Annotated in this window: 22 protein-coding genes and 3 pseudogenes; 11 read left to right on the plus strand and 14 right to left on the minus strand. The window is 55.5% G+C overall.

Annotation, left to right across the window (positions count from 1 at the left end; all coding sequences use genetic code 11):
* Nucleotides 1–171: 171 nt before the first annotated feature.
* Nucleotides 172–1,971 (plus strand): methyl-accepting chemotaxis protein, encoded by a 1,800-nt coding sequence (locus tag OEG81_RS06685; protein ID WP_264131942.1) that lies wholly within the window; start codon nucleotides 172–174, stop codon nucleotides 1,969–1,971.
* On the opposite strand, the gene OEG81_RS06690 is transcribed toward OEG81_RS06685, so the two are convergent.
* Together OEG81_RS06690 and OEG81_RS06695 are read right to left on the minus strand one after the other, a co-directional pair.
* Nucleotides 1,968–2,372: a type II toxin-antitoxin system VapC family toxin gene (locus tag OEG81_RS06690; RefSeq protein WP_264131943.1), complete on the minus strand. Its 405-nt coding sequence runs from the start codon at nucleotides 2,370–2,372 to the stop codon at nucleotides 1,968–1,970. The two genes, OEG81_RS06685 and OEG81_RS06690, sit on opposite strands and share 4 nt — an antisense overlap.
* Nucleotides 2,369–2,611 (minus strand): AbrB/MazE/SpoVT family DNA-binding domain-containing protein, encoded by a 243-nt coding sequence (locus OEG81_RS06695; protein WP_264131944.1) that lies wholly within the window; start codon nucleotides 2,609–2,611, stop codon nucleotides 2,369–2,371. Before OEG81_RS06695 ends, OEG81_RS06690 begins: the two co-directional genes overlap by 4 nt.
* Nucleotides 2,612–2,819: 208 nt before the next feature.
* Between OEG81_RS06695 and OEG81_RS06700 the strand changes: the two are divergent.
* Both OEG81_RS06700 and OEG81_RS06705 read left to right on the plus strand, forming a co-directional pair.
* Nucleotides 2,820–4,145, plus strand: a pseudogene (locus OEG81_RS06700) (UDP-glucose dehydrogenase family protein).
* Between the two features lie 670 nt (nucleotides 4,146–4,815).
* Nucleotides 4,816–6,348: a flagellin gene (locus OEG81_RS06705; protein WP_264131945.1), complete on the plus strand. Its 1,533-nt coding sequence runs from the start codon at nucleotides 4,816–4,818 to the stop codon at nucleotides 6,346–6,348.
* A 151-nt stretch (nucleotides 6,349–6,499) separates the two neighbouring features.
* Here the strand turns inward: OEG81_RS06705 and OEG81_RS06710 are convergent, their stop codons facing one another.
* Entirely contained in the window at nucleotides 6,500–8,149 is a 1,650-nt protein-coding gene (locus OEG81_RS06710) for a methyltransferase regulatory domain-containing protein (RefSeq protein WP_264131947.1), read from the minus strand.
* Between the two features lie 332 nt (nucleotides 8,150–8,481).
* Here OEG81_RS06710 and OEG81_RS06715 point away from each other — a divergent pair, with 332 nt between their 5' ends.
* From OEG81_RS06715 to OEG81_RS06725, 3 genes are read left to right on the plus strand one after another with little or no spacing between them, the layout of a single operon-like run.
* Nucleotides 8,482–11,979: a bifunctional class I SAM-dependent methyltransferase/glycosyltransferase gene (locus OEG81_RS06715; RefSeq protein WP_264131948.1), complete on the plus strand. Its 3,498-nt coding sequence runs from the start codon at nucleotides 8,482–8,484 to the stop codon at nucleotides 11,977–11,979.
* A 40-nt stretch (nucleotides 11,980–12,019) separates the two neighbouring features.
* The gene (locus OEG81_RS06720; RefSeq protein ID WP_264131949.1) at nucleotides 12,020–12,904 is read left to right on the plus strand and encodes an NAD-dependent epimerase/dehydratase family protein; all 885 of its coding nucleotides are present in this window, start codon (nucleotides 12,020–12,022) and stop codon (nucleotides 12,902–12,904) included.
* Complete coding sequence (locus OEG81_RS06725) at nucleotides 12,901–14,088, plus strand: class I SAM-dependent methyltransferase (RefSeq protein WP_264131950.1); 1,188 nt, start codon at nucleotides 12,901–12,903, stop codon at nucleotides 14,086–14,088. Before OEG81_RS06720 ends, OEG81_RS06725 begins: the two co-directional genes overlap by 4 nt.
* Nucleotides 14,089–14,125: 37 nt before the next feature.
* Here OEG81_RS06725 and OEG81_RS06730 read toward each other — a convergent pair whose 3' ends face one another.
* The 4 genes from OEG81_RS06730 to rfbF are packed head-to-tail and all read right to left on the minus strand — an operon-like array spanning nucleotide 14,126 to nucleotide 17,386.
* Nucleotides 14,126–14,878 carry a cephalosporin hydroxylase family protein gene (locus OEG81_RS06730; RefSeq protein WP_264131951.1) on the minus strand — a complete coding sequence of 251 codons (753 nt, stop codon included), beginning with the start codon at nucleotides 14,876–14,878 and terminating at the stop codon, nucleotides 14,126–14,128.
* Between the two features lie 44 nt (nucleotides 14,879–14,922).
* On the minus strand, nucleotides 14,923–15,513 hold the full coding sequence (locus tag OEG81_RS06735) for a dTDP-4-dehydrorhamnose 3,5-epimerase family protein (protein WP_264131952.1): 591 nt from the start codon (nucleotides 15,511–15,513) through the stop codon (nucleotides 14,923–14,925).
* Between the two features lie 35 nt (nucleotides 15,514–15,548).
* A complete protein-coding gene (gene rfbG / locus OEG81_RS06740; RefSeq protein ID WP_264131953.1) occupies nucleotides 15,549–16,613 on the minus strand; it encodes a CDP-glucose 4,6-dehydratase in 1,065 nt (354 codons plus the stop codon).
* 2 nt (nucleotides 16,614–16,615) lie between these two features.
* Entirely contained in the window at nucleotides 16,616–17,386 is a 771-nt protein-coding gene (gene rfbF / locus OEG81_RS06745; protein ID WP_264131954.1) for a glucose-1-phosphate cytidylyltransferase, read from the minus strand.
* A 187-nt stretch (nucleotides 17,387–17,573) separates the two neighbouring features.
* On the opposite strand from rfbF, the pseudogene OEG81_RS18140 reads away from it, so the two are divergent.
* Nucleotides 17,574–17,705: pseudogene (locus tag OEG81_RS18140) on the plus strand (flagellin); the annotation flags it as partial.
* Between the two features lie 116 nt (nucleotides 17,706–17,821).
* On the opposite strand, the gene OEG81_RS06755 reads toward OEG81_RS18140, so the two are convergent.
* Nucleotides 17,822–18,043, minus strand: coding sequence for a hypothetical protein (locus OEG81_RS06755; protein WP_264131955.1), 222 nt, complete (start codon nucleotides 18,041–18,043; stop codon nucleotides 17,822–17,824).
* A gap of 174 nt (nucleotides 18,044–18,217) precedes the next feature.
* Here OEG81_RS06755 and OEG81_RS06760 point away from each other — a divergent pair, with 174 nt between their 5' ends.
* Nucleotides 18,218–18,580: a hypothetical protein gene (locus OEG81_RS06760; protein ID WP_264130851.1), complete on the plus strand. Its 363-nt coding sequence runs from the start codon at nucleotides 18,218–18,220 to the stop codon at nucleotides 18,578–18,580.
* 1 nt (nucleotide 18,581) lies between these two features.
* Here the strand turns inward: OEG81_RS06760 and tnpC are convergent, their stop codons facing one another.
* From tnpC to tnpA, 3 genes are all read right to left on the minus strand, one after another.
* Nucleotides 18,582–20,174 carry an IS66 family transposase gene (gene tnpC / locus OEG81_RS06765; RefSeq protein ID WP_264130850.1) on the minus strand — a complete coding sequence of 531 codons (1,593 nt, stop codon included), beginning with the start codon at nucleotides 20,172–20,174 and terminating at the stop codon, nucleotides 18,582–18,584.
* A 91-nt stretch (nucleotides 20,175–20,265) separates the two neighbouring features.
* The gene (gene tnpB, locus OEG81_RS06770) at nucleotides 20,266–20,610 is read right to left on the minus strand and encodes an IS66 family insertion sequence element accessory protein TnpB (protein WP_264130849.1); all 345 of its coding nucleotides are present in this window, start codon (nucleotides 20,608–20,610) and stop codon (nucleotides 20,266–20,268) included.
* Nucleotides 20,607–21,005, minus strand: a complete 399-nt coding sequence (gene tnpA, locus OEG81_RS06775) for an IS66-like element accessory protein TnpA (RefSeq protein WP_264130848.1) — start codon at nucleotides 21,003–21,005, stop codon at nucleotides 20,607–20,609. The genes tnpB and tnpA overlap by 4 nt, the downstream gene beginning before the upstream one ends.
* A gap of 123 nt (nucleotides 21,006–21,128) precedes the next feature.
* Here tnpA and OEG81_RS06780 point away from each other — a divergent pair.
* Nucleotides 21,129–21,278: pseudogene (locus tag OEG81_RS06780) on the plus strand (IS3 family transposase); the annotation flags it as partial.
* Between the two features lie 72 nt (nucleotides 21,279–21,350).
* On the opposite strand, the gene OEG81_RS06785 reads toward OEG81_RS06780, so the two are convergent.
* The 3 genes from OEG81_RS06785 to OEG81_RS06795 are packed head-to-tail and all read right to left on the minus strand — an operon-like array spanning nucleotide 21,351 to nucleotide 22,613.
* Entirely contained in the window at nucleotides 21,351–21,797 is a 447-nt protein-coding gene (locus OEG81_RS06785) for a hypothetical protein (protein ID WP_264131956.1), read from the minus strand.
* The gene (locus OEG81_RS06790; RefSeq protein WP_264131957.1) at nucleotides 21,794–22,276 is read right to left on the minus strand and encodes a helix-turn-helix domain-containing protein; all 483 of its coding nucleotides are present in this window, start codon (nucleotides 22,274–22,276) and stop codon (nucleotides 21,794–21,796) included. The genes OEG81_RS06785 and OEG81_RS06790 overlap by 4 nt, the downstream gene beginning before the upstream one ends.
* Nucleotides 22,206–22,613: a type II toxin-antitoxin system RelE/ParE family toxin gene (locus OEG81_RS06795; protein ID WP_264131958.1), complete on the minus strand. Its 408-nt coding sequence runs from the start codon at nucleotides 22,611–22,613 to the stop codon at nucleotides 22,206–22,208. The genes OEG81_RS06790 and OEG81_RS06795 overlap by 71 nt, the downstream gene beginning before the upstream one ends.
* 219 nt (nucleotides 22,614–22,832) lie before the next feature.
* On the opposite strand from OEG81_RS06795, the gene OEG81_RS06800 reads away from it, so the two are divergent.
* Together OEG81_RS06800 and OEG81_RS06805 are read left to right on the plus strand one after the other, a co-directional pair.
* A complete protein-coding gene (locus OEG81_RS06800) occupies nucleotides 22,833–23,672 on the plus strand; it encodes an SAM-dependent methyltransferase (RefSeq protein ID WP_264131959.1) in 840 nt (279 codons plus the stop codon).
* A 6-nt stretch (nucleotides 23,673–23,678) separates the two neighbouring features.
* The gene (locus OEG81_RS06805) at nucleotides 23,679–25,025 is read left to right on the plus strand and encodes an APC family permease (RefSeq protein WP_264131960.1); all 1,347 of its coding nucleotides are present in this window, start codon (nucleotides 23,679–23,681) and stop codon (nucleotides 25,023–25,025) included.
* Nucleotides 25,026–25,260 lie beyond the last annotated feature (235 nt).

Raw genomic sequence — 25,260 nt, forward strand, 5'->3', positions numbered from 1 at the left:
CCGCATCGTCAGCCTATTGCCTGACCAATTCAGAGAGCTAGGGTTATTACTGATTCAAAGCAGTGCTTTGACAGAGGCTTTGGCTCTAGTTCGCGCCTTTGCTCACGCCACGCTTCTCTATAATCCTAGGGTTTACCCTTAAAATTTTGTGCATAAGAATCCGGAGAAAACATGAAGCGGCTTGCTCGCCTTACGGTCCAGACCAAATTGATCGGAGGCTTCCTGATCGTTGCGGCGGTGGCCGCCATTATCGGCCTCGTAGGCTTGTATTCCACCAGCCAGGTCAACGCCAAAGCGGCGCAGATGTATGAAACCGAGATCAGGGGCTTGCGCCATGCCGCCGACACACGCGGCAACATCATCGGCGCTGGCGGTGCGGTGCGCAGCGCACTGCTGGCAAGCAGCGAACAAGAGCGTGGCGAAAACATGAAGCGCCTGCAGCAGCGGTTCTCGAACGCCTACAAAAGCCTGGGGGAACTGGATGCGCTTTTCGTTACCGAGAGCGGCAAGGCAGCCGTGGCGACCGCCCGGGCCAGCATCGAGGCTTTTGAAGGCGCTGCCATCATGGCCATCGCCCAGCGCGGCGAGGTTTCCGCCGAAGAGGGCAGGCAGTTGGGCGACAAGGCCCTGGCCATGGCCGGCAATGCCGAGGCCGACCTGCACAAGCTGGTCGAGGAAAAGCAGGCGAACGCGCAAAGGCTGGATAATGAAATTGGCGATGTCTACTCGGCGGCCAAGCTGGCTTCCATTGCCCTGACCATAGGGGGCGTCTTGTTGGCGGTGCTGCTGGGCTGGCTTATCACCCGTGTCCTGACCCGGCAGCTGGGCGGCGAGCCCGCCGACGTCGCCAGGGTGGCTGCCTCGATAGCGCAGGGCAACCTGACCAACCATATCGATGTCTCCCACGCCGACGAAGGCAGCGTCATCCATGCCGTCAACGTCATGCAGGAGTCCTTGCGCAGAGTGGTGCATTCCGTGCGCGCCAGCAGCGACAGCATCGCCACCGGATCCAGCCAGATTGCGGCCGGAAATACGGATCTTTCGCAGCGGACCGAAGAACAGGCCGCGAACCTGACCGAAACGGCGGCCGCCATGGAAGAGCTTTCCAGCACGGTCAAGAGCAATGCCGACGTGGCCCAGCAGGCCGCGCATCTGGCCGGTTCGGCCAGCGATGCCGCCGCCAAGGGCGGCCAGGTGGTCAACGATGTCGTGGTGACCATGGGCGAAATCAACGACTCGTCCCGGAAAATCGTGGATATCATCGGCGTGATCGACAGTATCGCCTTCCAGACGAACATCCTGGCGCTGAATGCCGCGGTGGAAGCGGCCCGCGCCGGCGAGCAGGGCCGCGGCTTTGCCGTCGTGGCCAGCGAAGTGCGCACCCTGGCGCAGAAAAGCGCCGCCGCCGCCAAGGACATCAAGACCTTGATCGACGAAAGCGTCGCCAAAGCGGAAGCGGGCAGCCAGATGGTGGATGCGGCGGGCTCGGCCATGACGGGCATCGTCACCCAGGTCCAGCACGTGACCGACCTGATCAACGAGATCAGCGCCGCGACCAAGGAACAGACTTCGGGCATCGCACAGATCAACGACGCTGTGCTGCAGCTTAGCGATGTAACCCAGCAGAATGCGGCCCTGGTCGAGCAGTCCGCCTCGGCATCGACCAGCTTGAACGAGCAGGCCAAGGCGCTGGTGGATGTGGTGGGTGTGTTTCAGGTGGGGCAGAAGCAGGATGCGAATGCCAAGCAGGTGGCGGCGATAGATCCCGCAAGATCGTTAGGCAGGGCTGCGGGGACTGGCGCTGGAATGCCTGCGCGGCGGCCGGCCACGACAGCGATTCCGCAGACCAGGACACAGCCGGCCGGACAGGTTCCGTCCATGCCTGGAAGCTCGGCTTCAACACCATCCAGGCAGGCCCTGACCATGGGCAAAGCCGAGCCAGTGCGCGAAGAAGAGTGGGAAGAGTTTTAAAGTCGCGGTGTGATCAACGAGAGTGTTGGGAAATAGCGGCGGTACCGCCCGGTATCGCGGGTAAGCAAGGGAATGTCCAGCACGGCGGCGTGGGCGCCGATGAAAAAATCTGGCAAGACGCTGTCTTTAGTGCCTGCTTGGCTTCGATATTGACGAAACGCCTTGCCGGCCAAAAAAAGAGCACTTGTGGGTACGCGGTGAAACAGCAAGGCCATATGCGCAATCGCATTGTCAAGCGCCTCGATGTGTTCATAGCCAATAGACCATTCTGCGTACACCACATCGTTGATCAATAACGGGCCGCGTAGACTGGCCGATTCCAATTGTTGGATTGACCAATCCGCCCATACCGGATCGTCCGTCACGATGTCCAGCAAGACGTTGGTGTCGACCAGGATCATGGCTTTTCTTGCTGTGGCCGCGTCAGAGCCATGATCTGGTCTGTCGTCATGCCGCCTTTAGCCGAACCCCTAAGCTGACTGTAGCGGCTTTGAGGTTCGGCTAAAGACGTTTCACGTTGAAGATACACGCGGCCATCGTTGGCGACCTCAAAACCTATTTCGGTACCGGGTTGCAATCCAAGCAGGTCACGCACGGCTTTGGGGATGGTGACTTGCCCTTTGCTGGTCAGTGCTGTCATATTAGCTCTCCTGGTAATACTTTTATTTTATCAGGTATTACTTTTCTGGGGAGGACTGTGCGGTGTCTAGTCATAATTGAATCACCAGCGCTCGCCAAGGAAAACCGCTAGGTCAACAAACTGTCATAGGCAACTGCCATCATGTAGCTTATTCAGCAAGTTGCCGGATGCGTCGCGCAAGTGACGCATCCGGGCGTCACTAGAAGCCATGAAAGTTACTGTGTTTGGCATTGGTTATGTCGGCTTGACCCAAGGCGCCGTGCTTGCCGAAGTCGGCCACGATGTGGTCTGCGTGGATATCGACGCCGACAAGGTCGAGCTGCTGAAACAGGGCCGCATCCCCATCTATGAGCGGGACTGGCCCATCTGGTCAAAGACAACCACGCTGCGGGTAGGCTGAATTTCACTACGGATGCCGCTGCGGGCGTCACGCACGGCGAAGTGCAGTTCATAGCTGTAGGCACCCCACGATGAGGACGGTTCGGCCGATTTGCGATATGTGTTGGAGGTGGCGCAAACCATTGCCCTGCACATGGAGCGCCGCCAGATCGTCATTGACAAATCCACCGTGCCGGTGGGAACGGCCGACAAGGTTGCCGTTCGCATGGCCCAGATGCTGGGCCAGCGCGGCCGAGCCGACCTGGATTTCGATGTGGTATCCAATCCCGAATTCCTTAAAGAGGGCTCCGCAGTCGGGGATTGCGTGCGGCCGGACCGCATAATCGTGGGCACCGACAGCAAGATTGCGGAAGAGATCATTCGCGAACTCTACGCACCCTTCAACCGAAACCACGAAAAAATGATCGTGATGGACGTGCGCAGCGCGGAGCTGACCAAATACGCGGCCAACTGCATGCTGGCCACCAAAATTAGTTTCATGAACGAAATGGCCAATTTGGCCGAGAAACTGGGCGCCGACATTGAGATGGTGCGCCTGGGTATCGGATCCGACCCCCGTATCGGATATGACTTCATCTATGCCGGCGCCGGTTATGGCGGCTCGTGCTTTCCCAAAGACATACAGGCGCTGATACGCGCTGCCGAGGGCATAGCGTTCGATCCAAAGATACTCAAGGCGGTCGAGCAGCGCAATGACGAGCAGAAAACCGTTTTGTTCAACAAAATCCATCGGCATTTCAATGGCGAACTGCACGGCAAGACCATAGCCCTATGGGGGTTAAGCTTCAAACCCAATACCAACGACATGCGCGAAGCGCCCAGCCGGGTGCTGATGGAAGCCCTGTGGGAAGCCGGCGCCAACGTGCAGGCCTACGATCCCGAGGCCATGGATGAGGCCCAGCGGCTGTACGGAACACGGGAGGAGCTAAGCTTGTGCGGCACGAAGGAAGCCGCCCTGAAAGGGGCGGATGCGCTGGCGATCATGACGGACTGGCAGGCATTCAAGGCGCCGGATTTCGATCACATCAAGAAGTGGCTGAAACAGCCCGTGATATTCGACGGCCGGAATCTGTACGACCCTATGCGGATGGAGCGGCGCGGTGTTGCTTATTACTCGATAGGGCGGGGGCTATAGACTGCGACATATTTCCCTGGAAGGGGATAAAACTTGCTCAACCGCCTTGCCCACACAAATACGGATACTCCCCAATCAGTGCCTGGAAAAATGCTTTACCAGACGTCCGTCCGATATCAATGCTTTGATTTGTCTGAATGGATTTTGTCTGGGAAATAAAAGACATAGCCGGCAACAGCCATGAAGGCAGCAAACAGGCCACCGGTAGCCAGAATAAATGCAGTGCATTGTTGTTAGTCCTTATCAATACGTCTGTGGCCTGCTCAGCAGGCAGGGCTGGCTTATATGGGCGATGCCAAGTCGCATTTGAAACTGTCCGCCGTATATGGGCGGAACGTATAGGTCAACTCAGAACCTGATTGCGCGACGCCTTGCGCGAAGGCAAGGTGTCAGCCGCTGACGGCCAGCCGATTCAAGAAGTCCTTGTAGTTGGCGTTAAATAGAGCGGTGGGAAGCGGTTCAGGGCCAGCAAGCCAGCAGTTTGTAACAAGCAAGAAATTTCCGTAGCCAACCCTAAACCTCTTCGAGCCCTTGCCGTAAACCAGCATGTACAGGAAATACATGGGCCTGCCCAACACCCCGGTGAAGGGCCAGGATTCCACCCGAAGGGGCTTTCCTGGTTAACCGGCAGTAACAAGCCGCTGCCTTTTCTCTACAGGAGCATTCCAAAATGTCCGTAATCAACACCAACTACTTGGCTCTGGTTTCGCAGAATAACCTGACCAAGTCGCAGAACGCCCTGGGCTCCGCCATCGAGCGTCTGTCCTCCGGCCTGCGCATCAACAGCGCCAAAGACGACGCTGCCGGCCAAGCCATCGCCAACCGCTTCACGGCCAACATCAAGGGTCTGACCCAGGCTTCGCGCAACGCCAACGATGGTATCTCGATCGCTCAGACGACCGAAGGCGCGCTGAACGAAATCAACAATAACCTGCAGCGCATCCGCGAACTGTCGGTGCAGGCCGCCACCGGCTCGAACTCCCCAAGCGACCTGAAGTCGATTCAGGACGAAGTCCAGCAGCGTCTGGAGGAAATCGACCGCGTATCGAAGCAAACGCAATTCAACAGCGTGCAAGTGTTGGCCAAGGACAATACCCTGACCATTCAGGTTGGCGCACACGACAGCGAAACCATCAGCATCAACCTGAAGGCAATCACTTCGGATACGCTGGGCCTGGGCAAGCTGGATCTGCAGAACCAGGTGGTCAGCAAGGATGATCTGGGTGAAAGTAACTTCACCACGGTCACAACGGCCAAGGGTGCTGTTGACGCTAAGTGGACAGCATTCACCCCCACCACTACGGGTGCTGCGACCTACACGCTGGAAGTCGGTACGGACAACAAGCTGTATGCCACGGATGGTACGACTGCCTACAACGCTACTTATGACGCGGATGACGACAAGATCATACTTGGCACGACTGTCGCTACGAACTCTTATACAGAGGCAGCAGGTGCCACTGAATTTGACAACGGCGCCGGCGGCGTGGTTTCCTTGGCTGATGTGGATGCTAGCAAGATTGATACAACGCCTCCTGGTGTTGAGGATGTTTATCAGGTCAACCAGTCTACTGGTGCTACCACGTATTATGTCAAGGGCGACGATGGTAATTACTATGATGCCACGCTTGACGCTGACACCGGCGACCTTGAAATTGACCTTGCCACTGGCTCTACGGTTGCCCCGTCGGGCGCATCCGCCGGTGTAACGGTCAGCGCCGAGCAAGTGCTGACGCAACTGGCGCAGCCTGGCGTCGACGTTGATCTCAGCGATCTGGACCTGGGTGGCGGCACGAATTCGCTCGTTCAGCACAAGAACGGCAATTACTACGTCCAGAACGTCAATGACGGCGTGACAACGTACTACGCAGCTTCCGCTCCGGATGCAACGACGGGCAAGGTGACTGTAGGCGCTGATGCTGAAGTCGTGATTGATCCCTTGAGTGCAATCGATACCGCCCTGGCGCAAGTTGACTCCCTGCGCTCCGAACTGGGTGCGATTCAGAACCGCTTCCAATCGACGATCGCCAACCTGGCCAATACGGTCAACAACCTGTCCGCAGCCCGCTCGCGCATCGAAGACGCCGACTACGCCGTCGAAGTCTCCAACATGACGCGCGCGCAGATCCTGCAGCAGGCCGGCACCTCGGTTCTGGCGCAAGCCAACCAGGTTCCGCAAACCGTCCTGTCGCTGCTGCGTTAATTCGTAACATGATGGGAACGACTCCAGCCGGTTCGGACTTCCGTTGAACGGTATCTGAAACAGTTGGAGTAACAGGCGGACATGATTGTCCTCCTGGAAAAAAAACAGCCCCATTGGCAGAAATGCCAATGGGGCTGTTTGACGTTTTACTCTATTGCAGCAGACCTTGTCGTTGCAGCAGGTCCAGCAATCGCCCAATGATACGGTCGGCAACGGTATCCAGATTGCGTTGGCCCTTCAAGAATTTTCCGCTGATGTCAGGTACTGTGCCACGCGCCAGGGCGTCACGTAGCAGAGCGGCCAACTGTTTGCGGCTATTATTGCCATTGATATGGCGCAGAGCAAAGACCTCGGCATCCTTCAGCCGTAGGTTGATATTGTCGTGCCACAGATTGAAATTGCCGATTCCAAAGGTGGTGTTCCGTCTTTGCTGGAATATATATTCAAAGCCCGGAATCAGGGCAGGCGCGGTTGAGGTTGGAACCATTGCTTTATCGTAAGGCGATGGCTCCAGCGTGAAACGCAGATTGTTCAGGCGAAACAGATGCTGCAGGACATCCAGTACGGTTTTTTGTGCCGCAGCCGCATCGCTGTGCACAGGTTGCAGCGCCTGCTTGACGCGCTCTGCTAAGGTGACTATGTCCAGGCTCATTGGCCAGGCTGCGGACAATGCGCCCATTACGGCAATCATGTTGGTGTCATTCGTGTACAGGTATTGGTTTTTATTGTTGCGGAATGCCCGTTTGTCTTGCGGGCCATTGGGCTCCGGCTTGCTCTCTGCAAAGTGGCCGGCCCAACGCAAATCGGCCAGACGGCTCATGTCTGGATCGGTCGGGATTTGTTCGGCGCGTGCCTTGTGCGTTATCAGGCTCTTGCGAAAGTTGCGGCCAACAGCAAAATCAAGGTATTGGTGTCGAAGTTCGCGAGGCTGGCCCATGGCTACCAGGCTATGGTGCAACTGCACATTCTGGCCATAGCTGACAGCCATGTCCATATAGGGATCTGAATCCCCTACATGGGTCAAGCCGTATTGATCCGCCTGATTGATGAATTCCAGAAGGTAGCAGGGGTTGTTGAATATTTCCAGATATTCATGAGCGATGTAATAGTCGGAGTGGTTGCGCAGTTGCGCAACTGCGTTCCGCAATGATGGTGCCAGCGGATTGTTGCTGGATATGCCCTCGGACAGCAGATTCAAGACCGTCTTTGCGCTGGCGAGCTTGTCCTCATCGGACTGTGCGCTGTGGCTGTGCAGCAGCATGGCATCACGAACGATATCGCCCGCTTTCCATCCGGGGTAGGTGTTGTAGCTGACGTATCCCATGCCGATGGGAGAAAGATTCTGACTCAGGATGCGCAATATGGCTTCGCGGACTTCCGGCGGCACCCAGCTAAATACGCCATGCGCAATAATGTAGTCAAACTGGCCGAACTCGGGAGAGATGTCGGTAAGACTCATGGCATGCAGGTGCAGGTTGCTTAGCCCCAGCGCTTTGACGGTCAACTGACCTTGTGCGATCTGAACGGAAGACAAATCAACACCCACGACATGGGCGTTCGGGTAGGCTGTTGCGAAAGGCAGAAGATTCCCGCCGCCCGCGCACCCCAGTTCCAACACGCGCGCGGTTTCCAGGGGTACGGAATCAAGCCCCCAGAGGTGCGCCGCCGTTCGCAAGTGGCCTGGCGAGGTGAACGGGAAGGCGTTCGAGGTATAGATCTGATTGTCGTAGGTTTCGGTGATTGCCTGATTCGCCTGTTGAACGGCAGCATCAGGACTGATGGGGGTAGAGGGGGTGGTCAACTGGGTCTCCTGGGGCGGGCAGGGTGGTCTGCATGATGCGCGGGGGGCAAAAGAGACGGTCCTGCCGGGGTTTAAGGATACCGTTTTTTTTGCTTTTAAATACAGGGAACAGGGGGTGTTTGTCGTTCAAAATTCATGCTTGAACTGATGGGGGAATTGGGGGCTTGACGCGCCCTGGCTGAGTTAAACTAGGGGGCGCAGGGTTGGGTTTCGTAGCTTTGGCATGATTCCGTCACTGCATATGGCGTGGCATGTGTTCATGCATGAAATGGCAGGCCTTCGATTGCCAAAAATAATTTACTCCTGCAGTTTCATCATTAATGTGAATCACCATGCAGAACAAGCCTATCTTTATTTGTCCCGGGTCTGGATCAAAAACAGATCACTATTCACATTTGCTTCCAGTGTCTCCGGTCTGGATGCTGCCTCGCCTTAGGGCGGCCGCGTATCTCTATGGAATGCCAACGACATTGCCAGATACTGCGCGCATCCTGGATATCGGTTGCGGAAAAGGAGATCTGGTGTTGCTGCTTGCGCAGCACTATCCCAAGGCAGAGGTGGTGGGCTTGTGCAATACACGCAAAGATTGGGAGCAGGCGTCGGCATGCTGGCAGTTTGGAAGACCGGAAAATGCGCGTTTTCTTTTATTGGAGCAGCAAGGCGCCCTGAATGAAATCGGAAGTTTCGATTATATATTCTTGCGCAATCAATATGGTTTTTTGGATGGCACGGGACGGCAGGCAATTCTAGGTTTCATTCATTCTCTGCTGAATCCAGAAGGACTGGCGTGCGTGGATTATCCGGTATATCCGGGCGCAAAAGCCTTTGAAATCATTCGCGATAGCGTGTTGATGAATCTGCCGGATGGGCCGGAAGAGCAGATGGTCGGGGCTGCGCAGGCCAGTCTTTCCATGTTCACCGAAGGTGGCGCCGATCATGCGGGGGCCCTCGCCTTGCAGCAGGAGGCGGTATCGTTCCAGCAAGGCTTGAAAGAGTTTGGGCTCAAGACGGTTCTGAGCGTTGAGGAATCCCCTTGTTACCTGGTGGAGTTTTCCGGATCGGTCTCCGAGTCCGGGCTGGCGTGTGTTGGCGATGCGGAGCCTCGAAAGGATCTGGGTCAGGCCTATGGCCAGAATGTAGCATTGGTGAACAAGACGCTGACATTGGGGCGGCCAGAACTGATGCGCATGCAGTTTCTGGATTTTTCCACCAACCGGAGACGACGCCATGCTTTGCTTGCGCATAGTGATCGGGCGCATGGCCTGCCACTGTCTCCGCGCCTGGATCGCTTAAGGGATTTGCACTGGGCCAGCCCTTTTCAGCGGCAGGGAAATGGCGAATCCTCGGACGGCAGAGTCGTTTATATCAGTGTCAGCGGCCAGATGCTGCAGGCGATTCGACCTATGATGGTCGCATTGCTGGATATTCTGTCGAATCAGTGGCCTGCGTCATTGTCGTTCGAGGAAATCCTGACAGATCCAGCCATTCACGCCGCCAGGCTGGATAAATCAAAAGAGTCACCAGAGGATGAGCTGCTGCATTGTCTGCAGCAGTGTTTCCTGCAGGACATGCTGCATTTTTCCTATGGAAGTGCACCCTACGATCATGTGGATGGACAGGGATTCAATTTACTGCCAAATTTCATTCAGGCCGTTCGCGCCAATGAAGACAGATTTCCTGCCGGTGGGCAGAACCCCCTAAGGATAGAACACTATAATTTATTCGGCAGCAGGATCTATTCGCAATGGACAGAGGCCGGGTGGGATTCGGTTCGGTTGCTCATGGCTCGGGGCCTGGAAATGCAACCCAACCTTCATCACGATGATGGAACGTCCCAAAAGCCGTTCCCGATTCGTCTGCTGCAGCATTTGGAAGGCCTGGGTGCGCTACAGGTTGATGCCGAAATGCGCCATCAATGGCTGAAGCATATGCTGGAACTGACAACGTATCAGGGCCGCTACTGGGTTCCGTTCTTGACATCCGTCCTGGTGCGGGGGCGTATGCCGGGCAGCGCAGAGGGGAATCTTGATTGGGAGCCGCGTTTCAGTCAGGGGGCGGCCTTGCCGCCGCAGGCTGTTTCTGCCGTGGGCCGCGTAAAAGACCTGCTGGCCAAGAATAATTATGGGCAAGCGCAGCAACAGACGGAAAATTTGTTATCGCGCTATCCCGACCTGTTGTCGCTGAAATATGCTTTGGTCAAGACGCTGCTGCATTACGGCAAGGTCAAGGAAGCCGTGCCCCACTTGCCCGGCATGCTGGAAGAAGCAGGAAAAAACAATGTTGACGTCTGGCTTCTGACGACGCACGTATTGTTTGCCCTGGAGCATTATCCTGGCGCCCTGATGGCTGCACATCGCGTCAGCGCAATGCAGCCAGGCAATTTGGAAGCCATCCGAATGATAGCCAGCGCCTTCATGAAGATGTTCCGGCACGTGGAGGGGGTTCGGTATTATCGCCGTTTGCTTGAATATGCGCCGGACTTGATTGCATCGCATACCAACCTGTCCTATGCCTTGTGTGAATTTGGATCGCCGGACGAGGCAGTGGATGTCATGCTACCTTGTTTTGAAAAACACCCAGAGGATTTTAGGATTTACTTCAATCTTTTGTATTCGGTAAATTATTCTGTTGACAGAAGTGCGGAAGAAATATTTGCTTTTTATAAAAAATTTGACCAAGCTGCATTGCTTGCATATCGTTCTTCCTGGAAGCCCCATAAAAACAGAAAACGCTGGAATCGAAAACTGAAGGTTGCCTATGTGTCGGGCGACTTCTGGGCGCACGCGGTTGTGAGGTTTGTGGAGCTTTTGTTTCGGAATCATGACCGTTCCGCGTTCGAGTTTACTGCTTATGCAAATCATATAAAAGAAGATCATGTAACCGAGCGTCTGAAGGGATATTTTGACCGATGGGTTTCAGTGATCGGCATGAGCGATGCCGAAATGGCTGATCGCATCCGCAGCGATGAAATCGATATACTGGTTGATCTTTCAGGGCATACCGGAAACAATCGTTTGCCTGTTTTTGCACGGAAGCCTGCGCCAGTTTCTGTAAGCTGGCTTGGTTTTGTTTATACGACAGGCCTTTCGGCCATTGATTATTTTCTGACCGATGGTGATATGGCGCCTCAAGGCTCGGATCATCTGTTTTCTGAAAAACCGTGGCGTTTGCCCGGCAGTAACTATGTGTTCGATTTTGCTTTTAATGCGGTAGGCGAAGTCAATGATCTGCCGGCGCTGTCAAGTGGTTTCGTGACATTTGGAAGCCTCACCCGTTCTATTCGAGTCAACCGCAATGTGATAAAAACCTGGGCCAGGATCTTGCATTCCGTGCCGAACTCACGCCTTCTGCTTAATAGCTCTAGCTATGCAAGCGAAGAATGCAGAAATATTCTAAGGCAGAGTTTTTCTCAGCATGGCATAGATCCCGAGCGCTTGCTGCTTGGCTACACTAGTCCCCCCTGGGACCTTTTCCGCACAGTGGATATTGCGTTAGATTGCTTTCCCCACAATTCAGGCACGACATTGTTTGATGGGCTTGGCTTGGGTATTCCCTACATCACCCTGGCTGGCCGTCCCAGCGTGGGTCGGCTTGGCGCCTCTATTCTTCGCGGGCTTGGGAGGCCGGAATGGATCGCTCATAGCGAAGATGAGTACGTGGACAAGGCAGTGGCACTTGCCAGCGATTTGCCCGCCCTGGCCCAGATTCGCGCAGGCATGCGCGATGAGATCGAGCGCAGTGAACTGGCAGACGGTGCTGCGTTTTCGCGTAAGGTGGAAAATGCTTATCGGGAAATGTTCCGGCTATGGTGCGAGCAAGGCGAGCAATGAACCGATATTTTGAGTCTGGTGATATGCGCGGTGTGGACGGATGAAAGTCTTGCTGACAGGGGCAAGTGGCTTTGTGGGGCGCTATGTGCTGGAGCAACTGGCGCGCGAAGGTATTGAGACGGTTGTTGTGGGTCGCCGCCCCCCGCTTGTTTCAACACAATTCATTCAACAGGATTTCCTGGAACTAGCGGATTTTTCCGCTGTGGTCGATCGGGCCCGAGCAACACATTTGTTGCATCTGGCCTGGTATGCCGAGCACGGGAAGTTCTGGGCATCGCCCCTGAATTATCGCTGGGTTGATGCTACGGTCAGGCTGGTTGAAGCGTTTTGTGAAGTGGGCGGACAGCATGTCATTGTGGCAGGATCAGGTACGGAATACGACTGGTCTTGCGGCTATATGCAGGAAGACGTCACAGCCTTGCGGCCTGGCACGGTGTATGGTGTGGCGAAGGATGCCGCTAGGTGTCTAACCAGGGCGGTTTGCGGGCAGCATGAGGTAAGGCATGTCTGGGGAAGAGTATTCTTTCCCTACGGTGAGGGGGAATCGTCACTACGCCTGATTCCTTCGCTGATAGACGTATTCCTGGGGCGACGCCCCGCGTTTGGGGTAAACGCGGCAGCATACCGGGATTTCATGCATGTCAACGATGTTGCAGAAGGCTTCATGACCTTGCTCCGTTCCGAGGCGGCTGGGGTATTCAATATCTGTTCAGGGCAACCTGCGCTCATAGCAGATCTGGTGAAGCATATTGCAGCTCGGTGTGATACCGACGCACAACAGGTACTGGCTTTGGCGACTGAACGCCCCGGCGACCCGGCAATGGTTGTCGGAGACAATCGCCGCCTTATCAGCTTAGGTTGGAAACAGAAAACCTCTTTGGAACAAGGGTTGGCGAACTACATTGAGCAGGTACAGCAGCGATGATGAGCAAATGTGCGGTATGTTCAGGAAACGATATTGTTTCTTTTCTGAAGCGTGAGCGTGTTCCTGTACACCAACATCTGGTGTCAAAGGACAGGGCTTCTGCACAAAGTATGGATCGTGCACAACTGGACATGGCTGTGTGCCGATCCTGCGGTTTTGTATTCAACCGCTTGTTTGATTTCTCCAAGCTATCCTACGACGAGAGCTACGACAACACACAATCGTGTTCCGCGCATTTCAATACATATCTGGATAGCCTGGTGGCGTATCTGGTCGAACAGAAGAATGTGCGCAATTGTACGATTGTGGAAGTGGGCTGCGGGAAAGGTATTTTCCTTAGAAAACTGGTGGAATACCCCGGCGCCAATAATCGTGGAATAGGATTTGATCCAAGCTATGTCGGCCTGGAATCTGAAATAGACGGGCGGCTGGTTTTTCATCGAAAGTTCTATGATGGGTCCAGCGCAGACTTGGAAGCCGATGTTGTCATTTGCCGTCATGTGATCGAGCACGTGCCGGAACCTTTATTACTGCTGCGCACCGTGCGAGCTGCTCTTGAAGGCTCACCAAATGCCAGAGTGTATTTTGAAACGCCTTGTGTAGACTGGATTTTGCAAAACAAGGTGGTATGGGATTTTTTCTACGAACATTGCTCCCTGTTTACGGCTTATTCCTTGGCTGTGGCGTTTTCAGAGTCAGGGTTTGCTGTTCAAGATGTTCATCATGTGTTTGATGAACAGTACCTCTGGTTGGAAGCCAGGCCTGGGCGCGCTGCGATAGGAAACGAGAGGGTCGATAACGACGGTGCAGTGGAAAATACTGTCAGGTCGTCTCTGGCCTACGGTGAGCAGGAAGAGGCAAACCGCCTGAAATGGCTGGCGTATCTGTCAGAACTGAAGGCAGAAGGGGCGCTTGCCCTGTGGGGGGCTGGTGCAAAGGGCGTTACCTTTGCAAATCTGGTTGACCCGGAGGCTACCTTGATCGATTGCGTGGTGGATCTGAATCCGAACAAGCAATCGGGCTTTCTTCCGGGGACGGGGCATCCAGTGGTGTCGCCGCTTGAATTGCTTACACGCAATGTAAAAAATGCAGTCCTTATGAATCCGAATTATCGTCAGGAAAATTTGACGCTTCTGGAAGAGTCGGGAATTGCGGTCAAGCTGGTTGAACTGGCGGGTGTGTAGTGAAAGAGTGCCGCCAGCCAAAGCATACAGCGGTTGTTTATTTTACTCGTAGCAGGAAGCCATCCGGTGCAGCCGTAACAAGAATCTGCTCTTGAATTGTTTGATCAATTTCGAATTCCGGGTGGCTACCCAGCCATTCATGCACCGCAGTCTTCGGGTTGTCGCCTTTCTTCCAGGGGCGGTCTGACCACATGCTTTCATCGGGGTAATCTTCAACGACGGTATCGAAAACAATACAATAACTTCCCACGCTGACAAGGCTCGCGTAGGCATTCAACTCTGCAAGGACGTGGTCGTGGGCGTGGTTGGAGTCCAGCATGACGAGCACTTTTTTTCCTGCTGCCATATCATGAACTTTTTTCACGATATCGGCGTCTACGCTGGAACCTTCAATCAGGGAAATACGGTGCGCCATGGGGTGGGTTTCAATAGCCGCCCGATTATGTGGGCGAATATCAATGTCGATTCCTACGACATGGCCGTGCCCCAGAAGCTGGAGCATGGATGCTGAGAAGATGATAGAGCCACCGTGTGCGACGCCTGTTTCAATGATGAGATCAGGTTTGACTGCCCAGATAATTTCCTGAAGCGCCAGGGTGTCGGTGGGAAGCTGAATAATCGGGCGCCCCAGCCAGGAGGCGTTGTACATGTACTTGCGTTCTATTATTTTGTCCCGCCATGCGATCGACAGGGCTTTGAGTTCAGCATCTTGCCCGTATTTGATAATGCGTTCGCGTTTTTCAACCTGATAGTCGGTTGCGGCGTCTGGGGTGGTGTTGAGATAGCGCATAATATGTCCAGGGTGATGAGTCTTTGCGAGGTTGGGGCAGGCTATTACAGTTCAGAACGTTCGCCGATAGCGCCAAGCCCATGAAAGCGTGAGGTATCCATAAAGGGGCGCTGCTGGTCGCGTTGCGAAATTTCGCCAACGGGAAGTGGCCAGTCGATTGCAATGGCGGGGTCAAGGGGGTTGACACCGTCTTCATCGGTAGCGCTGTAAGCGGTAGATACCAGATAAAGAATCTGGGCGTTGGCTTCCAGTGTCTGGAAACCATGAGCGACGCCTGGAGGGACGACCAGACTGTTCTGAAGTTCTGCAGATAACATCAGCCCATGCCATTGCAGATAGGTGGGTGAGCCGGCGCGAAGATCTATCGCAACGTCGAAGATGCTGCCTTGCAAGCAGGATACGATCTTGGTTTCGGCGTGCGGAGCATATTGAAAATGCATGCCCCGGATGGTGCCACGCTGTTTTGACATGGAATGGTTGATCTGCACAGGCAGAGGCAAGCCCAGGGCCGAAAACTCTTCCTGGCAATAGAACCGGGAGAAAAACCCTCGGTCGTCCTGAATGGGTTTGCGCTTGAGGTGCAATAACCCTGATATTGGGCTGGCTTGTAGCTCGAATCTATTGGTGTTTTTCACAATGGTTGCGCAGCAGCGGCAAGAAAAATTAAAAATCAGCAGTGAGTGGAATAAGCTTCCAGATCTGCCAGGCACAAGTCATAGGCATTTTGCCCTTCGTTTTGCCCGCGATACCAGAGCAGAGTGCGGGAAACAACTTCTTCAAGTGCCCATTTAGGCGTTACCCCAAGTGTCTGTCTGGCGAAAGCGGTTTCCAGAGCCAGCCAGCTTGCTTCGTGCCTGGTGTCATTGGCTGGAGTATCCCATTGAGTGCTGCCCGAACCATAGGCTGCGCGGGCCATGTTGATAATTTTCCGCACACTGGCTGCTTCGTGGGGTAAAGGGCCAAAATTGTAGGCAGTTGGGGGGGCTGAACCTTGCCAGAGGTGTTGTGCTAGACTCAGATACCCTTGGAGAGGTTCAAGTACATGCTGCCAGGGGCGTATGGATTCGGGTTGGCGGATTTGCAATGGTGTATTGCCTTGCCAGGCGCGAATGGCATCGGGAATTAAGCGGTCGGCAGACCAATCGCCGCCACCTATGACATTGCCTGCTCGAGCACTGGCAACAGACACGCCTTGGCTTGATAAAAAAGCCCGTCGATAGCTGTCTATAATGATTTCGCTGGCAGCTTTGCTTGCGCTGTAAGGGTCGTGACCACCCAGGGCATCTGTTTCCCGATAGGGATAGATGTTTTCTTTCGGCTGATAAACTTTATCGGTAGTGACCATGACGGCAACCCGCACGGTTCCCAGATCACGCAAGGCATTCAGAACATGGGCGGTTCCCATGACATTGCTGCCATACGTGCCCAGAGGGTCGGCATAGCTTGCTCTGACCAAAGCCTGTGCCGCTAGGTGGAAGACGATTTCCGGCGCTGACTGGCGGATCAAGGCGGCTAGCGGTTCCGCCTGACGGATATTGCAATAATGGCTTTCTATTCGAGTACCAAGATTCGTCAGCTCAAACAGGCTGGGCGTGCTGTTTGGCGGCAGGGCGACGCCTGTAACGTGGGCGCCAAGGTGATTCAACCAGAGTGCCAGCCAACTGCCTTTGAAACCGGTGTGCCCGGTGAGCAGAACCCGTTTTCCTTTCCAGAATGCTGGGGAGGGAAGGTGCATGGTTACCATATTTTCCAAGGAGCTTTGTCTTCTTGCCAGAGAGATTCGAGCAGGTTCTTTTCTCGCAGAGTGTCCATGGCCTGCCAGAAGCCCGTGTGTTCGAATGCCTGCAGTTCGCCATCATGAGCTAAACCGGTAAGAGGTTCGAGTTCCCAACTTGTGCTGTCGTCAGAAATGCGGGCCAGCGTCTCTGGAGACAGGATAAAAAAGCCACCGTTGATCCAGCCGCCTTCGCCTTTTGGTTTCTCTGTGAAGCCTTCTACTGAATGACCATTTCGCCTCAGCGCACCATAACGCCCGGGAGGAAGAACGGCTGTGATAGTAGCCTGTTTACCATGTGAGCGGTGGAATTCGATGCTTGCAGTGATATCTACATCCGACAAGCCGTCGCCATAGGTGAAGCAGAAGGCGTCTTCGTCCTGCACGTATTCCTGTACACGCTTCAAGCGGCCGCCAGTCATGGTGTTTTCGCCGGTGTCCACCAAGGTGACGCGCCAGGGTTCTGCCTTGCGGCGGTGAACTTCCATCTGGTTGTTGGCCATGTCAAAGGTTACGTCGGACATGTGCAGGAAGTAGTTGGCGAAGTATTCTTTGATGACATAGCCTTTGTAACCGCAGCAGATGACGAAATCATTGATGCCGTGGGCAGAATACAGCTTCATGATATGCCACAACATGGGCCGGCCGCCGATCTCAATCATGGGTTTGGGGCGTAGGTGAGTTTCTTCAGATATCCGGGTGCCCAGGCCCCCGGCAAGGATGACGGTTTTCATGGTGTCTTCTTGGGTTGATTGTGCGGGGATCTAAGCGCGGCCTATTCAGGGGGCACGGGCGTGCTTACATCTCGTTTCGGATAGTCTAGTGGAAAAAGTTTGTCTGGGATTGAAAGAATAGACCGTAGAATAATGGGTACTTGATAGGAACGATTTTTCGTAGATATCGCCATCCGCAGCCCGCTAGCGTATTGAAGACACCGACTATGCCGTCGAGGTCTCCAACATGGCCCGCTCGTAAATCCTGCAACAGGCGGGCACTCCGGTTCTGGCGCAAGCCAACCAGGTTCCGCAGACTATGCTGTCGCTGCTGCGTTAATTCGTAGCAATAGTAGCGCGTCTCTGGGTATTTGATAGGGATGTGGCTTACACTGGAAACCGTCATCTTGGGCAACCGTGGTGGCGGTTTTCAATATTTGACACACTTACGGGGTACTAATCATGAACGCGAGCGACCATCGTCGGGTCATAGTCGAATTTGATGCGCTCGTGCAGGAAGTAGCTGTCACGATACGGCGATTTGAAGCCGCTGGCATGACGGCCCTCATGAAAGACGACTATGTGGCCTTGCATACCCTGGAACACCGCATTATGGAAATGCGTCTTGTCCATGCCGACGCCATAAATCCGCAACAAGAACAGGTGTGAGGGAAGCATGCGTTTGGGCTCCAGGCCGGCTACGCTGCCCGACGGTAATGCTCCCGAAAAAGGAATAGTCTTAAAGATAGAATTTTCGTAATGCTCCGGCCTGTACCGTCTTGACCGCGCGGGCTCAACAATCCATTCACAATTAAAATCGGCCTTCACCTCTTACCGACATTTAGGCCTGATATGGATCATGAGACCATCAATCGCAATTTAATTATCATTTTGCCCAAGCAACCGGCGTTAGACTGGATCATAAGCGTTGATCCGCAACCGATTCAAGGACTGACGCTGGAGGAATTGCGCCAGGAGCAAGAGGTCTATTTGTTAGCAGGTGGAACGGTCAACACCCCAGAGCAAGCCGAACAGTGGGCGTTGCAGCGCTTTAGCAATCTGTTCGCTACGTTTTTGCACGGTTGGTTTACTGACGATTCGCTATGGCCTAAGCGCCGAACCCGTAAAATGTTCAAGGAATGGTTTGAGGTGCAATACCACTCGACGATTTGGGATTTGTCGACAGACCCTCTTGAACACGAGTCGTGGGACTGATCTATTGCGTTGAGGCGCTGGGCAGGTTCACATTCCAGGGCAACAATTCGTCGACTTGATTGACCGGATGGTCAGCAATCACGGTCAAGACATGACGCAGATACGCCTGGGGATTGATGTCGTTTAACTTGGCTGTGCCAAGTAGGCTGTACATGGTGGCGGCGCGTTCACCGCCCGCGTCGGATCCCAGGAACAGGTAGTTTTTCCTGCCCAGGGCTACCCCGCGCAGCGCCCGCTCGGCGGTGTTGTTATCAATCTCGATGCGGCCATCGTCCAGATAACGCACCAGTGCCTGCCACTGGTTCATGGCATAAGTGATGGCGTCAGCCGTATTCGATTTGCGTGAGAGGGTCGCCAACTGCTCGCGCAACCAGTCATGCAGCGCGAAGACGATGGGTTTGGCGTGTTCCTGGCGAGCCCTTCGCCGTACGTCCGCTGGGCTACCGCGGATGCTGGACTCAATCTTGTAGAGTGCGGCGATCCGATCAAGCACGTGCGTCGTAATGGGCGTGGCACTTTTAACGTGGATGTCGTAGAACTTACGTCGGGCGTGCGCCCAGCATCCGGCCTCTAGCACACGGCCTGTTTCATAAATCTTGTCGTATCCGGCAAACGCATCGGCCTGTAGGATACCGATATAATCCTTCAGGTGCGTTTGCGGGTGGATGCCGCGCCGATCAGGCGAGTAACGTATCCACATGGCCGGCGCCGTCGTGTCGCCACTGGGACGATCATCGCGGGCATAGACCCACAGGCGCGCCTGACGTGTCTTACCGGTTCCCGGCGCAAGTACGTTGATCGGCGTATCGTCAGTATGCAGTTTGTCGGCACTAAAGATGTGGCGCCGTAGCGCCTCCAGTAAGGGGCGCAGCAATTGGTGCACCCCACCGACCCAGTCACCGACAGTGCTCTCACTTAAACTCACGTTCTCGCGCTCGTAGATCTGGCACTGGCGATATAGCGGCTGATGGTCCAGATATTTGCTGACCATGACATGGCTCAGTAGCCCCGGCCCCGCGAAGCTGCGGACAAGGGGGCGGCTGGGCGCGGGCGCTTGCGCCATCCGCTCGCAACAGCTGCACGCCAGGCGTGGGCGCACATGGCGAATGATTCTAAAGCTGGCCGGCACGTGCTCCAGCACGTTGCTCACGTCCTCGCCCAAGCGTGTCCACGCGCCGCCGCAATCGGGGCAGGCTGGCTCGCTCGGAAGATGTTCGTGCACGTCGCACGGCAAGTGCTCGGGTAATGGCCGACGCTGCGGGGCCGGGCGCGAGGCAGGTGCCTGGGCCGATTCGACCCTTTGCGCGCGTTCGCCCTGGTTGATGTGCAACTCTTCGAGCTCAAGCTGCAATTGATCGATCTGCGCACTGAGCTTCTCGGACTTCTGGCCGAACAGCGCGCGCCGTAGTTTATCGAGCAACAGGGTCAGACGAGCAATTTCTTGCTTATCGCCCTGCTTATCCTGACGCAGGGCTTCGCGCTCTTCCTGCCACGCCGCGCGCTCTTGCTCGAAGGCATCGATCTGGGCAGATTTGGCCGACAGCAACGCCTTCAGGGCATCGATATTGTCGGGCAGTTGGGCGCGGTTGAACATGGCCGTTATTATACTAAATAACGACTATTTTCTCTATGAATAAAAGGCTGAAAGACCAATAAAAATGCGGCTCTCAAGCGTTTTATTAACGCTAGGCCTGAGTCGGTTTATGCGTGCGAGCGGGCCGACGCCAGTCGATCCCCTCGAGCAGCATCGATAGCTGCGCGGAGGTCAGATGCACGGCCCCTGATTCGGCGCTGGGCCACACGAAATGACCGTGTTCCAAGCGCTTTGCCAGCAGACACATGCCGTCGCCACTCCACCACAGCACCTTGATGCGATCGCCCTTGCGCCCACGAAAGACAAATACGTGGCCGCTGAAGGGGTCTTCAAGCAGCGTGGCCTGGACCGTTGTCGCCAGGCCATCGAAGCCACGACGCATATCGGTCGCACCGGCTGCCAGCCAGACCCGGGTTCCTGCCGGTAAGCCGATCATTCTCGTAGCGCCTGAATGAGGCAGCGTAACGTAGACAAGTCCGCTGCGCCATGGATCACGACACGCGCGGCTGGGAAGATCAGTTCGACGCCAGAGATCGCCGGCCTATCTTGCCCGTCAATTATCTTGGCCGGTTGGCGCGGTGCGGATACCGGTGGCGCCGCTATCTGCACCGGCAGCAGCAACGGCCCTTGGCTAATTGGCCCGAAGTCGCCACGCCGATACTGCCAGCGCCAATTGTGCAATTGGTTGGCATTGATGCCGTGCGCCAGCGCAACCCGTGCAATGGACGCACCACCCGCCATCGATTCCTGCACCACCTGACGTTTGTATCCGACCGGATAGCGGCGCCGAGGGCTCGCAGAAGAACTCATTACCGAAAGAGAATCGCTCATTGAAATACGTGTACATCTGAAAAAATACATGGACACGTATCTTGATGAGATTTAACCGAGACTTCTAGACGGTACAGGGCGGGCCGTTACGAATTTTCTAACAGAGTATTTTAGAAATTTTGCATGAAGGCCTCATGCTTTACCGGTAGCGAGATAATTGCCATCCCCAGGCAGTCTGAAGCAGCCGGCGCCAAAGCTTTGCCGAGAGCAAGCTACGAGCAGCGCTACGTTTATAAATGGCGCGCCAAGTACGGTGGCATGGATGCTGGCCTGCCATCTCAGGAGCCTATCCGGAATTTTGTGGGTGAGGCATATTATGCGAGGTAACCCGTTCAGCTTGTTACTTCACAGAGGATGTGTGTTTTTATTCATCCGTCTTATATGCAGAGGAGGGCCTTCAATTGTGTCCTCCCCAATGTGCGCGAATGTCCGTAAGCTGTCATGGTTGGATAACGAAATGTCCTTTAGCTCGATAACGAAGGACATGATCACGCGCTCGGCTTTCTCACCGTCATGTTCTCGACTTAGGTCTTCAATCATTTTTGATGGAAGGCCGAGTCTGCGAAGACTTTTATTGTTTCCCAACTGTACAGAAACGGCGACTGAGGGTAGATCTAGGTCAGTAAAGGATGCAGCCATGACGACAGCCTGCACAGCGATTCGAGAAACGGTGCCCACGCCTTCAGGAATCGCAATCTCTCCCGGGTATATACCCATTAGTGAAGCCCTGCCGTCAGCCTCACGACGAACATCATCGCAATACTGAGCAAAAAACTGAACTGTGGACTTCATTTTTTTGTGGCCGCCTTTGTGTGTTCAAAAGAGTTGATTATCTCTTGAGTACTCACGCCCAGGGCTTGGGAAAGCTTGTGTATCGTTGACAAAGTAGGGTCTGTTTCCCCTTTCTCCAGGCGAGCAATAGCTGGCTGCTGTGTGTTCATCATGCTGGCCAATTGAGCTTGCGAAAGCCCGGCTTGCAGGCGAAGCTTTGCCAACGAGAATTCGGAATCATGCGATAGGGCATCTGCGATGCGCTGACGGGCGCGTGCCAAAGCGGCCCGCTTTGCCGGATCGCGCTCGAGTCGGCTTCGTCGGGTGTTCTGCTTGCTGGAATTTTCAACGTATGCTGATACAAACGAATCATCCATAGAGACGGGCATGATTAACGATGCATCAAGAACAACATAACCGCAGCTCTCGTCAATAGCGAGGTATGCCGAGGTTCTCGTATGCATTGCAGATACGTTGAATGAGAGGGTGGTCGCTTTCATAGTTAATTTCCCGAGCCATTATCGCTAAGATGTGATAAATGTCCTTTTGAGGATGATGTCCATAAAGAACCCGGTAACCAATGGCGGGGCCATCCTCCGGCGTAATCTTCAGAAAATATATAGTGTATTTATTGCGCCATAATTCTTGAAATCTTTTAACCTCAAAGGAAGGTTTTCGGTTAAGGTGGGAGCCCTCAATGCAAAGGCTCTCCAGAAGTTTGGGTGAGTCTTCTAGCTGTTCAATAACTGCGTCTATCAATGCTGCGCTGTCAGCATCGGCTTCGTAAAGCGCATCAAGCTCATCTTCCGCTTCTTTTTCGAATTCTAAGATAGGCATTATATAACGTCTATGTTATGAAAGACGGACTCTCCTGTCAAATTAATACAGAGTGTATCAAAACGGAGTGGAGGGAGCCAGGAGACTCATATAGCTCACTGTTGCGCATGCTATCAATTCGGTCATTGAGCAAAATATTCAGCTTATAGTAAGATTTTATTCAGCTTCATGTAAATTACCGAAATCCAATTAGCAGCATCCCAACACAGGGAGTCGATCATGAGCAACTTTGGCGGAAGGCTGCTGTATCGCAGCCCGATACTGGGGGTTCGATCCATCATGCTGATGTTGGCCTTGTCCTTTACAGGTACGGCGGCTGCACAGACGCCGCTCAATCTGGATGTGCCTTTTGTGCCCACGCGTACGGAGGTGGTGTCCCGCATGCTGGACATGGCGCAAGTGGGGCCGTCCGACTTTCTGATCGACCTGGGTTCGGGCGATGGCCGGATTCCGGTGGCGGCCGTGCGGGACTTCGGCGCCAAGGGGGCTTTCGGGGTGGATATCGACCCCGATCGCGTGGACGAGGCGCGTGCCAGCGCCCAGCAAGAGGGCGTGGCGGACAAGGTGCGCTTCGAAGTCCAGGATCTGTTTAAGACGGATTTATCCGGTGCATCGGTGATCAGCATGTATTTGCTGCCGGATGTGAACCTGAAACTGCGTTCGGCCATTCTGGGCCTGGCGCCCGGCACCCGGATCGTATCCCATGATTTCGACATGGATGACTGGGAAAGCGACGCCCATGCCGATGTGGGTCGAAGCCGGGTCTATTTTTGGGTGGTGCCCGCCAGGGTGGATGGAAAGTGGCGGGTAAGCGGTCCCGACGGCGAGATGACGCTGGACATTGCCCAGTCTTTTCAGAAATTCGACGGCCGCGCAATGCGGGATGGTCGAGACATGGGGCCGGTAAGCGGACGGCTGCGCGGCTCGGATCTGCGCTTTGATGTCGGCGAAGGCGCTGATGCCAGGCGGTATGCGGGCCGTGTTCAGGGGGATGCGATGGTGGCGGTGGCGGCCGCCGAGCCCGGGTTCACCCAGGGCTGGCGCGCCAGGCGCCAGTAGGCGGCCATGAAATCCGTCTTGCCCCATGCGGCGGCCGGCGGGCTGTCGGTCCTGGATGCCGTGGCCATGCTGGTGGGCGTGGTGGTGGGCATCGGCATCTTCGGGTTTCCGCCGCTGGTGGCGCAGCAGGCCCAGACGCCCGCTATCTATTTGGCGCTTTGGCTGGCCGGCGGGTTGATCATGCTGGTGGGCGCGCTGTGCTATGCCGAACTGGGCAGCACGTATCCGGACTCGGGCGGTGAATACCATTTTCTTGTACGGGCATGGGGCCTGCCGGTGGGAATGCTGTTCGCCTGGGCGCGGGGCACGGTCATACAAACGGGCTCGATCGCGGCAGTCGCGTTCATCTATGGTGATTATGCGCAGATCCTGATGCCGCTGGGGTCTTACGGCCCGGCGCTGCATGGGGCGATGGCGGTCATTGTCCTGACGGCGCTGAATGTGCTGGGCACCTTGCAATCCAAGCGGGTCCAGTTGCTGCTGGCGGGCGCCACGATTGCAGCCTTGCTGCTCACCAGTCTTGCGGGCCTTATGCTGGCCGCCGATTCACCGCTTATGCCGGTGACGTCGTCTTCCGCGCCCGTCGGCAATCCGGCCGGCGCCCTGGGCCTGGGCCTGGGCATGGTGTTCGTGCTGCTGACTTACGGGGGCTGGAACGAAGCGGCGTATCTATCGGGAGAACTGCGCAATCCGGGGCGCAACATGAGCCGCGTGTTGTTGATCGGGACGCTGGTGGTGACCGCCGTCTACCTGGTGGTGAATGCGGCTTACCTGCGGATCTTCGGACTGGAGGGGCTGCGGGGCACGCAGGCGGTGGGTGCGGACTTGATGCGCCTGGTCGCCGGGCCGTGGGCGGCCGTGCTGCTTAGCTTGCTGGTGTGCTGCACCGCGCTGGGTACGATCAATGGCAGTATCTTCACGGGCGCTCGGGTGTACTGCGCACTGGGCCGCGACGTTCGGGCGTTGCGCGGCCTGGGCGCATGGAGCGATCGTGGAAAGACGCTCGCGCGGGCGCTTTTGCTGCAGGCGGCCATTACGCTGGCGCTGATTCTGTTCGGCGTGCTCAGCCAGGGCGGCATCCAGGCCATGGTGGCCTATACCGCGCCGGTATTCTGGCTATTCATGTTTTTGACCGCATGCGCGGTGATAGTGCTGCGCCGGCGGGACAGGGAAGGGGCCAGGCCTTTCCGGGTGCCCTTGTATCCGCTGACGCCCCTGGTATTCGCCTTTACCTGCCTGGCCCTGTGCTGGTCCAGCATACAGTATGCGGGCGCCGGGGCGCTGCTGGGGCTGCTGGTTCTTGCCGCAGGCCTTCCGCTGGTATGGCTGCAACGGCGGCTGGAACGGGCCTAGGTATTCGCCGGGCGCCGCCGGAAATCATCATTGTTCCGGCGCTGGGAATTTGGCGCCGCGAAGTAGGCTGCGCGTTGGATAGACACCTCTTGAAGCTTCATGGTGCAATCTTCTTACATCTGCGCGTTATTATCGCGTGAAAGTGGCGTTTGATTGGCTGGCGCGCTGTCTGCGTGACCGCCGCAGGCGCATGATGCTCGATGCCGAACATCCAGAAGATTTCGAACCAAGAGGA

The sequence above is a fragment of the Pollutimonas sp. M17 genome, assembly GCF_025836975.1.
GTDB lineage: Bacteria > Pseudomonadota > Gammaproteobacteria > Burkholderiales > Burkholderiaceae_B.

Excerpts from the sequence above, each read along its gene's own strand:
- OEG81_RS06685 (WP_264131942.1), top strand. The coding sequence starts at position 172 with ATGAAGCGGCTTGCTCGCCTTACGGTCCAGACCAAATTGATCGGAGGC.
- OEG81_RS06690 (WP_264131943.1), bottom strand. The coding sequence starts at position 2,372 with ATGATCCTGGTCGACACCAACGTCTTGCTGGACATCGTGACGGACGAT.
- OEG81_RS06695 (WP_264131944.1), bottom strand. The coding sequence starts at position 2,611 with ATGACAGCACTGACCAGCAAAGGGCAAGTCACCATCCCCAAAGCCGTG.
- OEG81_RS06705 (WP_264131945.1), top strand. The coding sequence starts at position 4,816 with ATGTCCGTAATCAACACCAACTACTTGGCTCTGGTTTCGCAGAATAAC.
- OEG81_RS06715 (WP_264131948.1), top strand. The coding sequence starts at position 8,482 with ATGCAGAACAAGCCTATCTTTATTTGTCCCGGGTCTGGATCAAAAACA.
- OEG81_RS06720 (WP_264131949.1), top strand. The coding sequence starts at position 12,020 with ATGAAAGTCTTGCTGACAGGGGCAAGTGGCTTTGTGGGGCGCTATGTG.
- OEG81_RS06725 (WP_264131950.1), top strand. The coding sequence starts at position 12,901 with ATGATGAGCAAATGTGCGGTATGTTCAGGAAACGATATTGTTTCTTTT.
- OEG81_RS06730 (WP_264131951.1), bottom strand. The coding sequence starts at position 14,878 with ATGCGCTATCTCAACACCACCCCAGACGCCGCAACCGACTATCAGGTT.
- rfbG (WP_264131953.1), bottom strand. The coding sequence starts at position 16,613 with ATGCACCTTCCCTCCCCAGCATTCTGGAAAGGAAAACGGGTTCTGCTC.
- rfbF (WP_264131954.1), bottom strand. The coding sequence starts at position 17,386 with ATGAAAACCGTCATCCTTGCCGGGGGCCTGGGCACCCGGATATCTGAA.
- OEG81_RS06755 (WP_264131955.1), bottom strand. The coding sequence starts at position 18,043 with ATGCTTCCCTCACACCTGTTCTTGTTGCGGATTTATGGCGTCGGCATG.
- OEG81_RS06760 (WP_264130851.1), top strand. The coding sequence starts at position 18,218 with ATGGATCATGAGACCATCAATCGCAATTTAATTATCATTTTGCCCAAG.
- tnpC (WP_264130850.1), bottom strand. The coding sequence starts at position 20,174 with ATGTTCAACCGCGCCCAACTGCCCGACAATATCGATGCCCTGAAGGCG.
- tnpB (WP_264130849.1), bottom strand. The coding sequence starts at position 20,610 with ATGATCGGCTTACCGGCAGGAACCCGGGTCTGGCTGGCAGCCGGTGCG.
- tnpA (WP_264130848.1), bottom strand. The coding sequence starts at position 21,005 with ATGAGCGATTCTCTTTCGGTAATGAGTTCTTCTGCGAGCCCTCGGCGC.
- OEG81_RS06785 (WP_264131956.1), bottom strand. The coding sequence starts at position 21,797 with ATGAAGTCCACAGTTCAGTTTTTTGCTCAGTATTGCGATGATGTTCGT.
- OEG81_RS06790 (WP_264131957.1), bottom strand. The coding sequence starts at position 22,276 with ATGAAAGCGACCACCCTCTCATTCAACGTATCTGCAATGCATACGAGA.
- OEG81_RS06795 (WP_264131958.1), bottom strand. The coding sequence starts at position 22,613 with ATGCCTATCTTAGAATTCGAAAAAGAAGCGGAAGATGAGCTTGATGCG.
- OEG81_RS06800 (WP_264131959.1), top strand. The coding sequence starts at position 22,833 with ATGAGCAACTTTGGCGGAAGGCTGCTGTATCGCAGCCCGATACTGGGG.
- OEG81_RS06805 (WP_264131960.1), top strand. The coding sequence starts at position 23,679 with ATGAAATCCGTCTTGCCCCATGCGGCGGCCGGCGGGCTGTCGGTCCTG.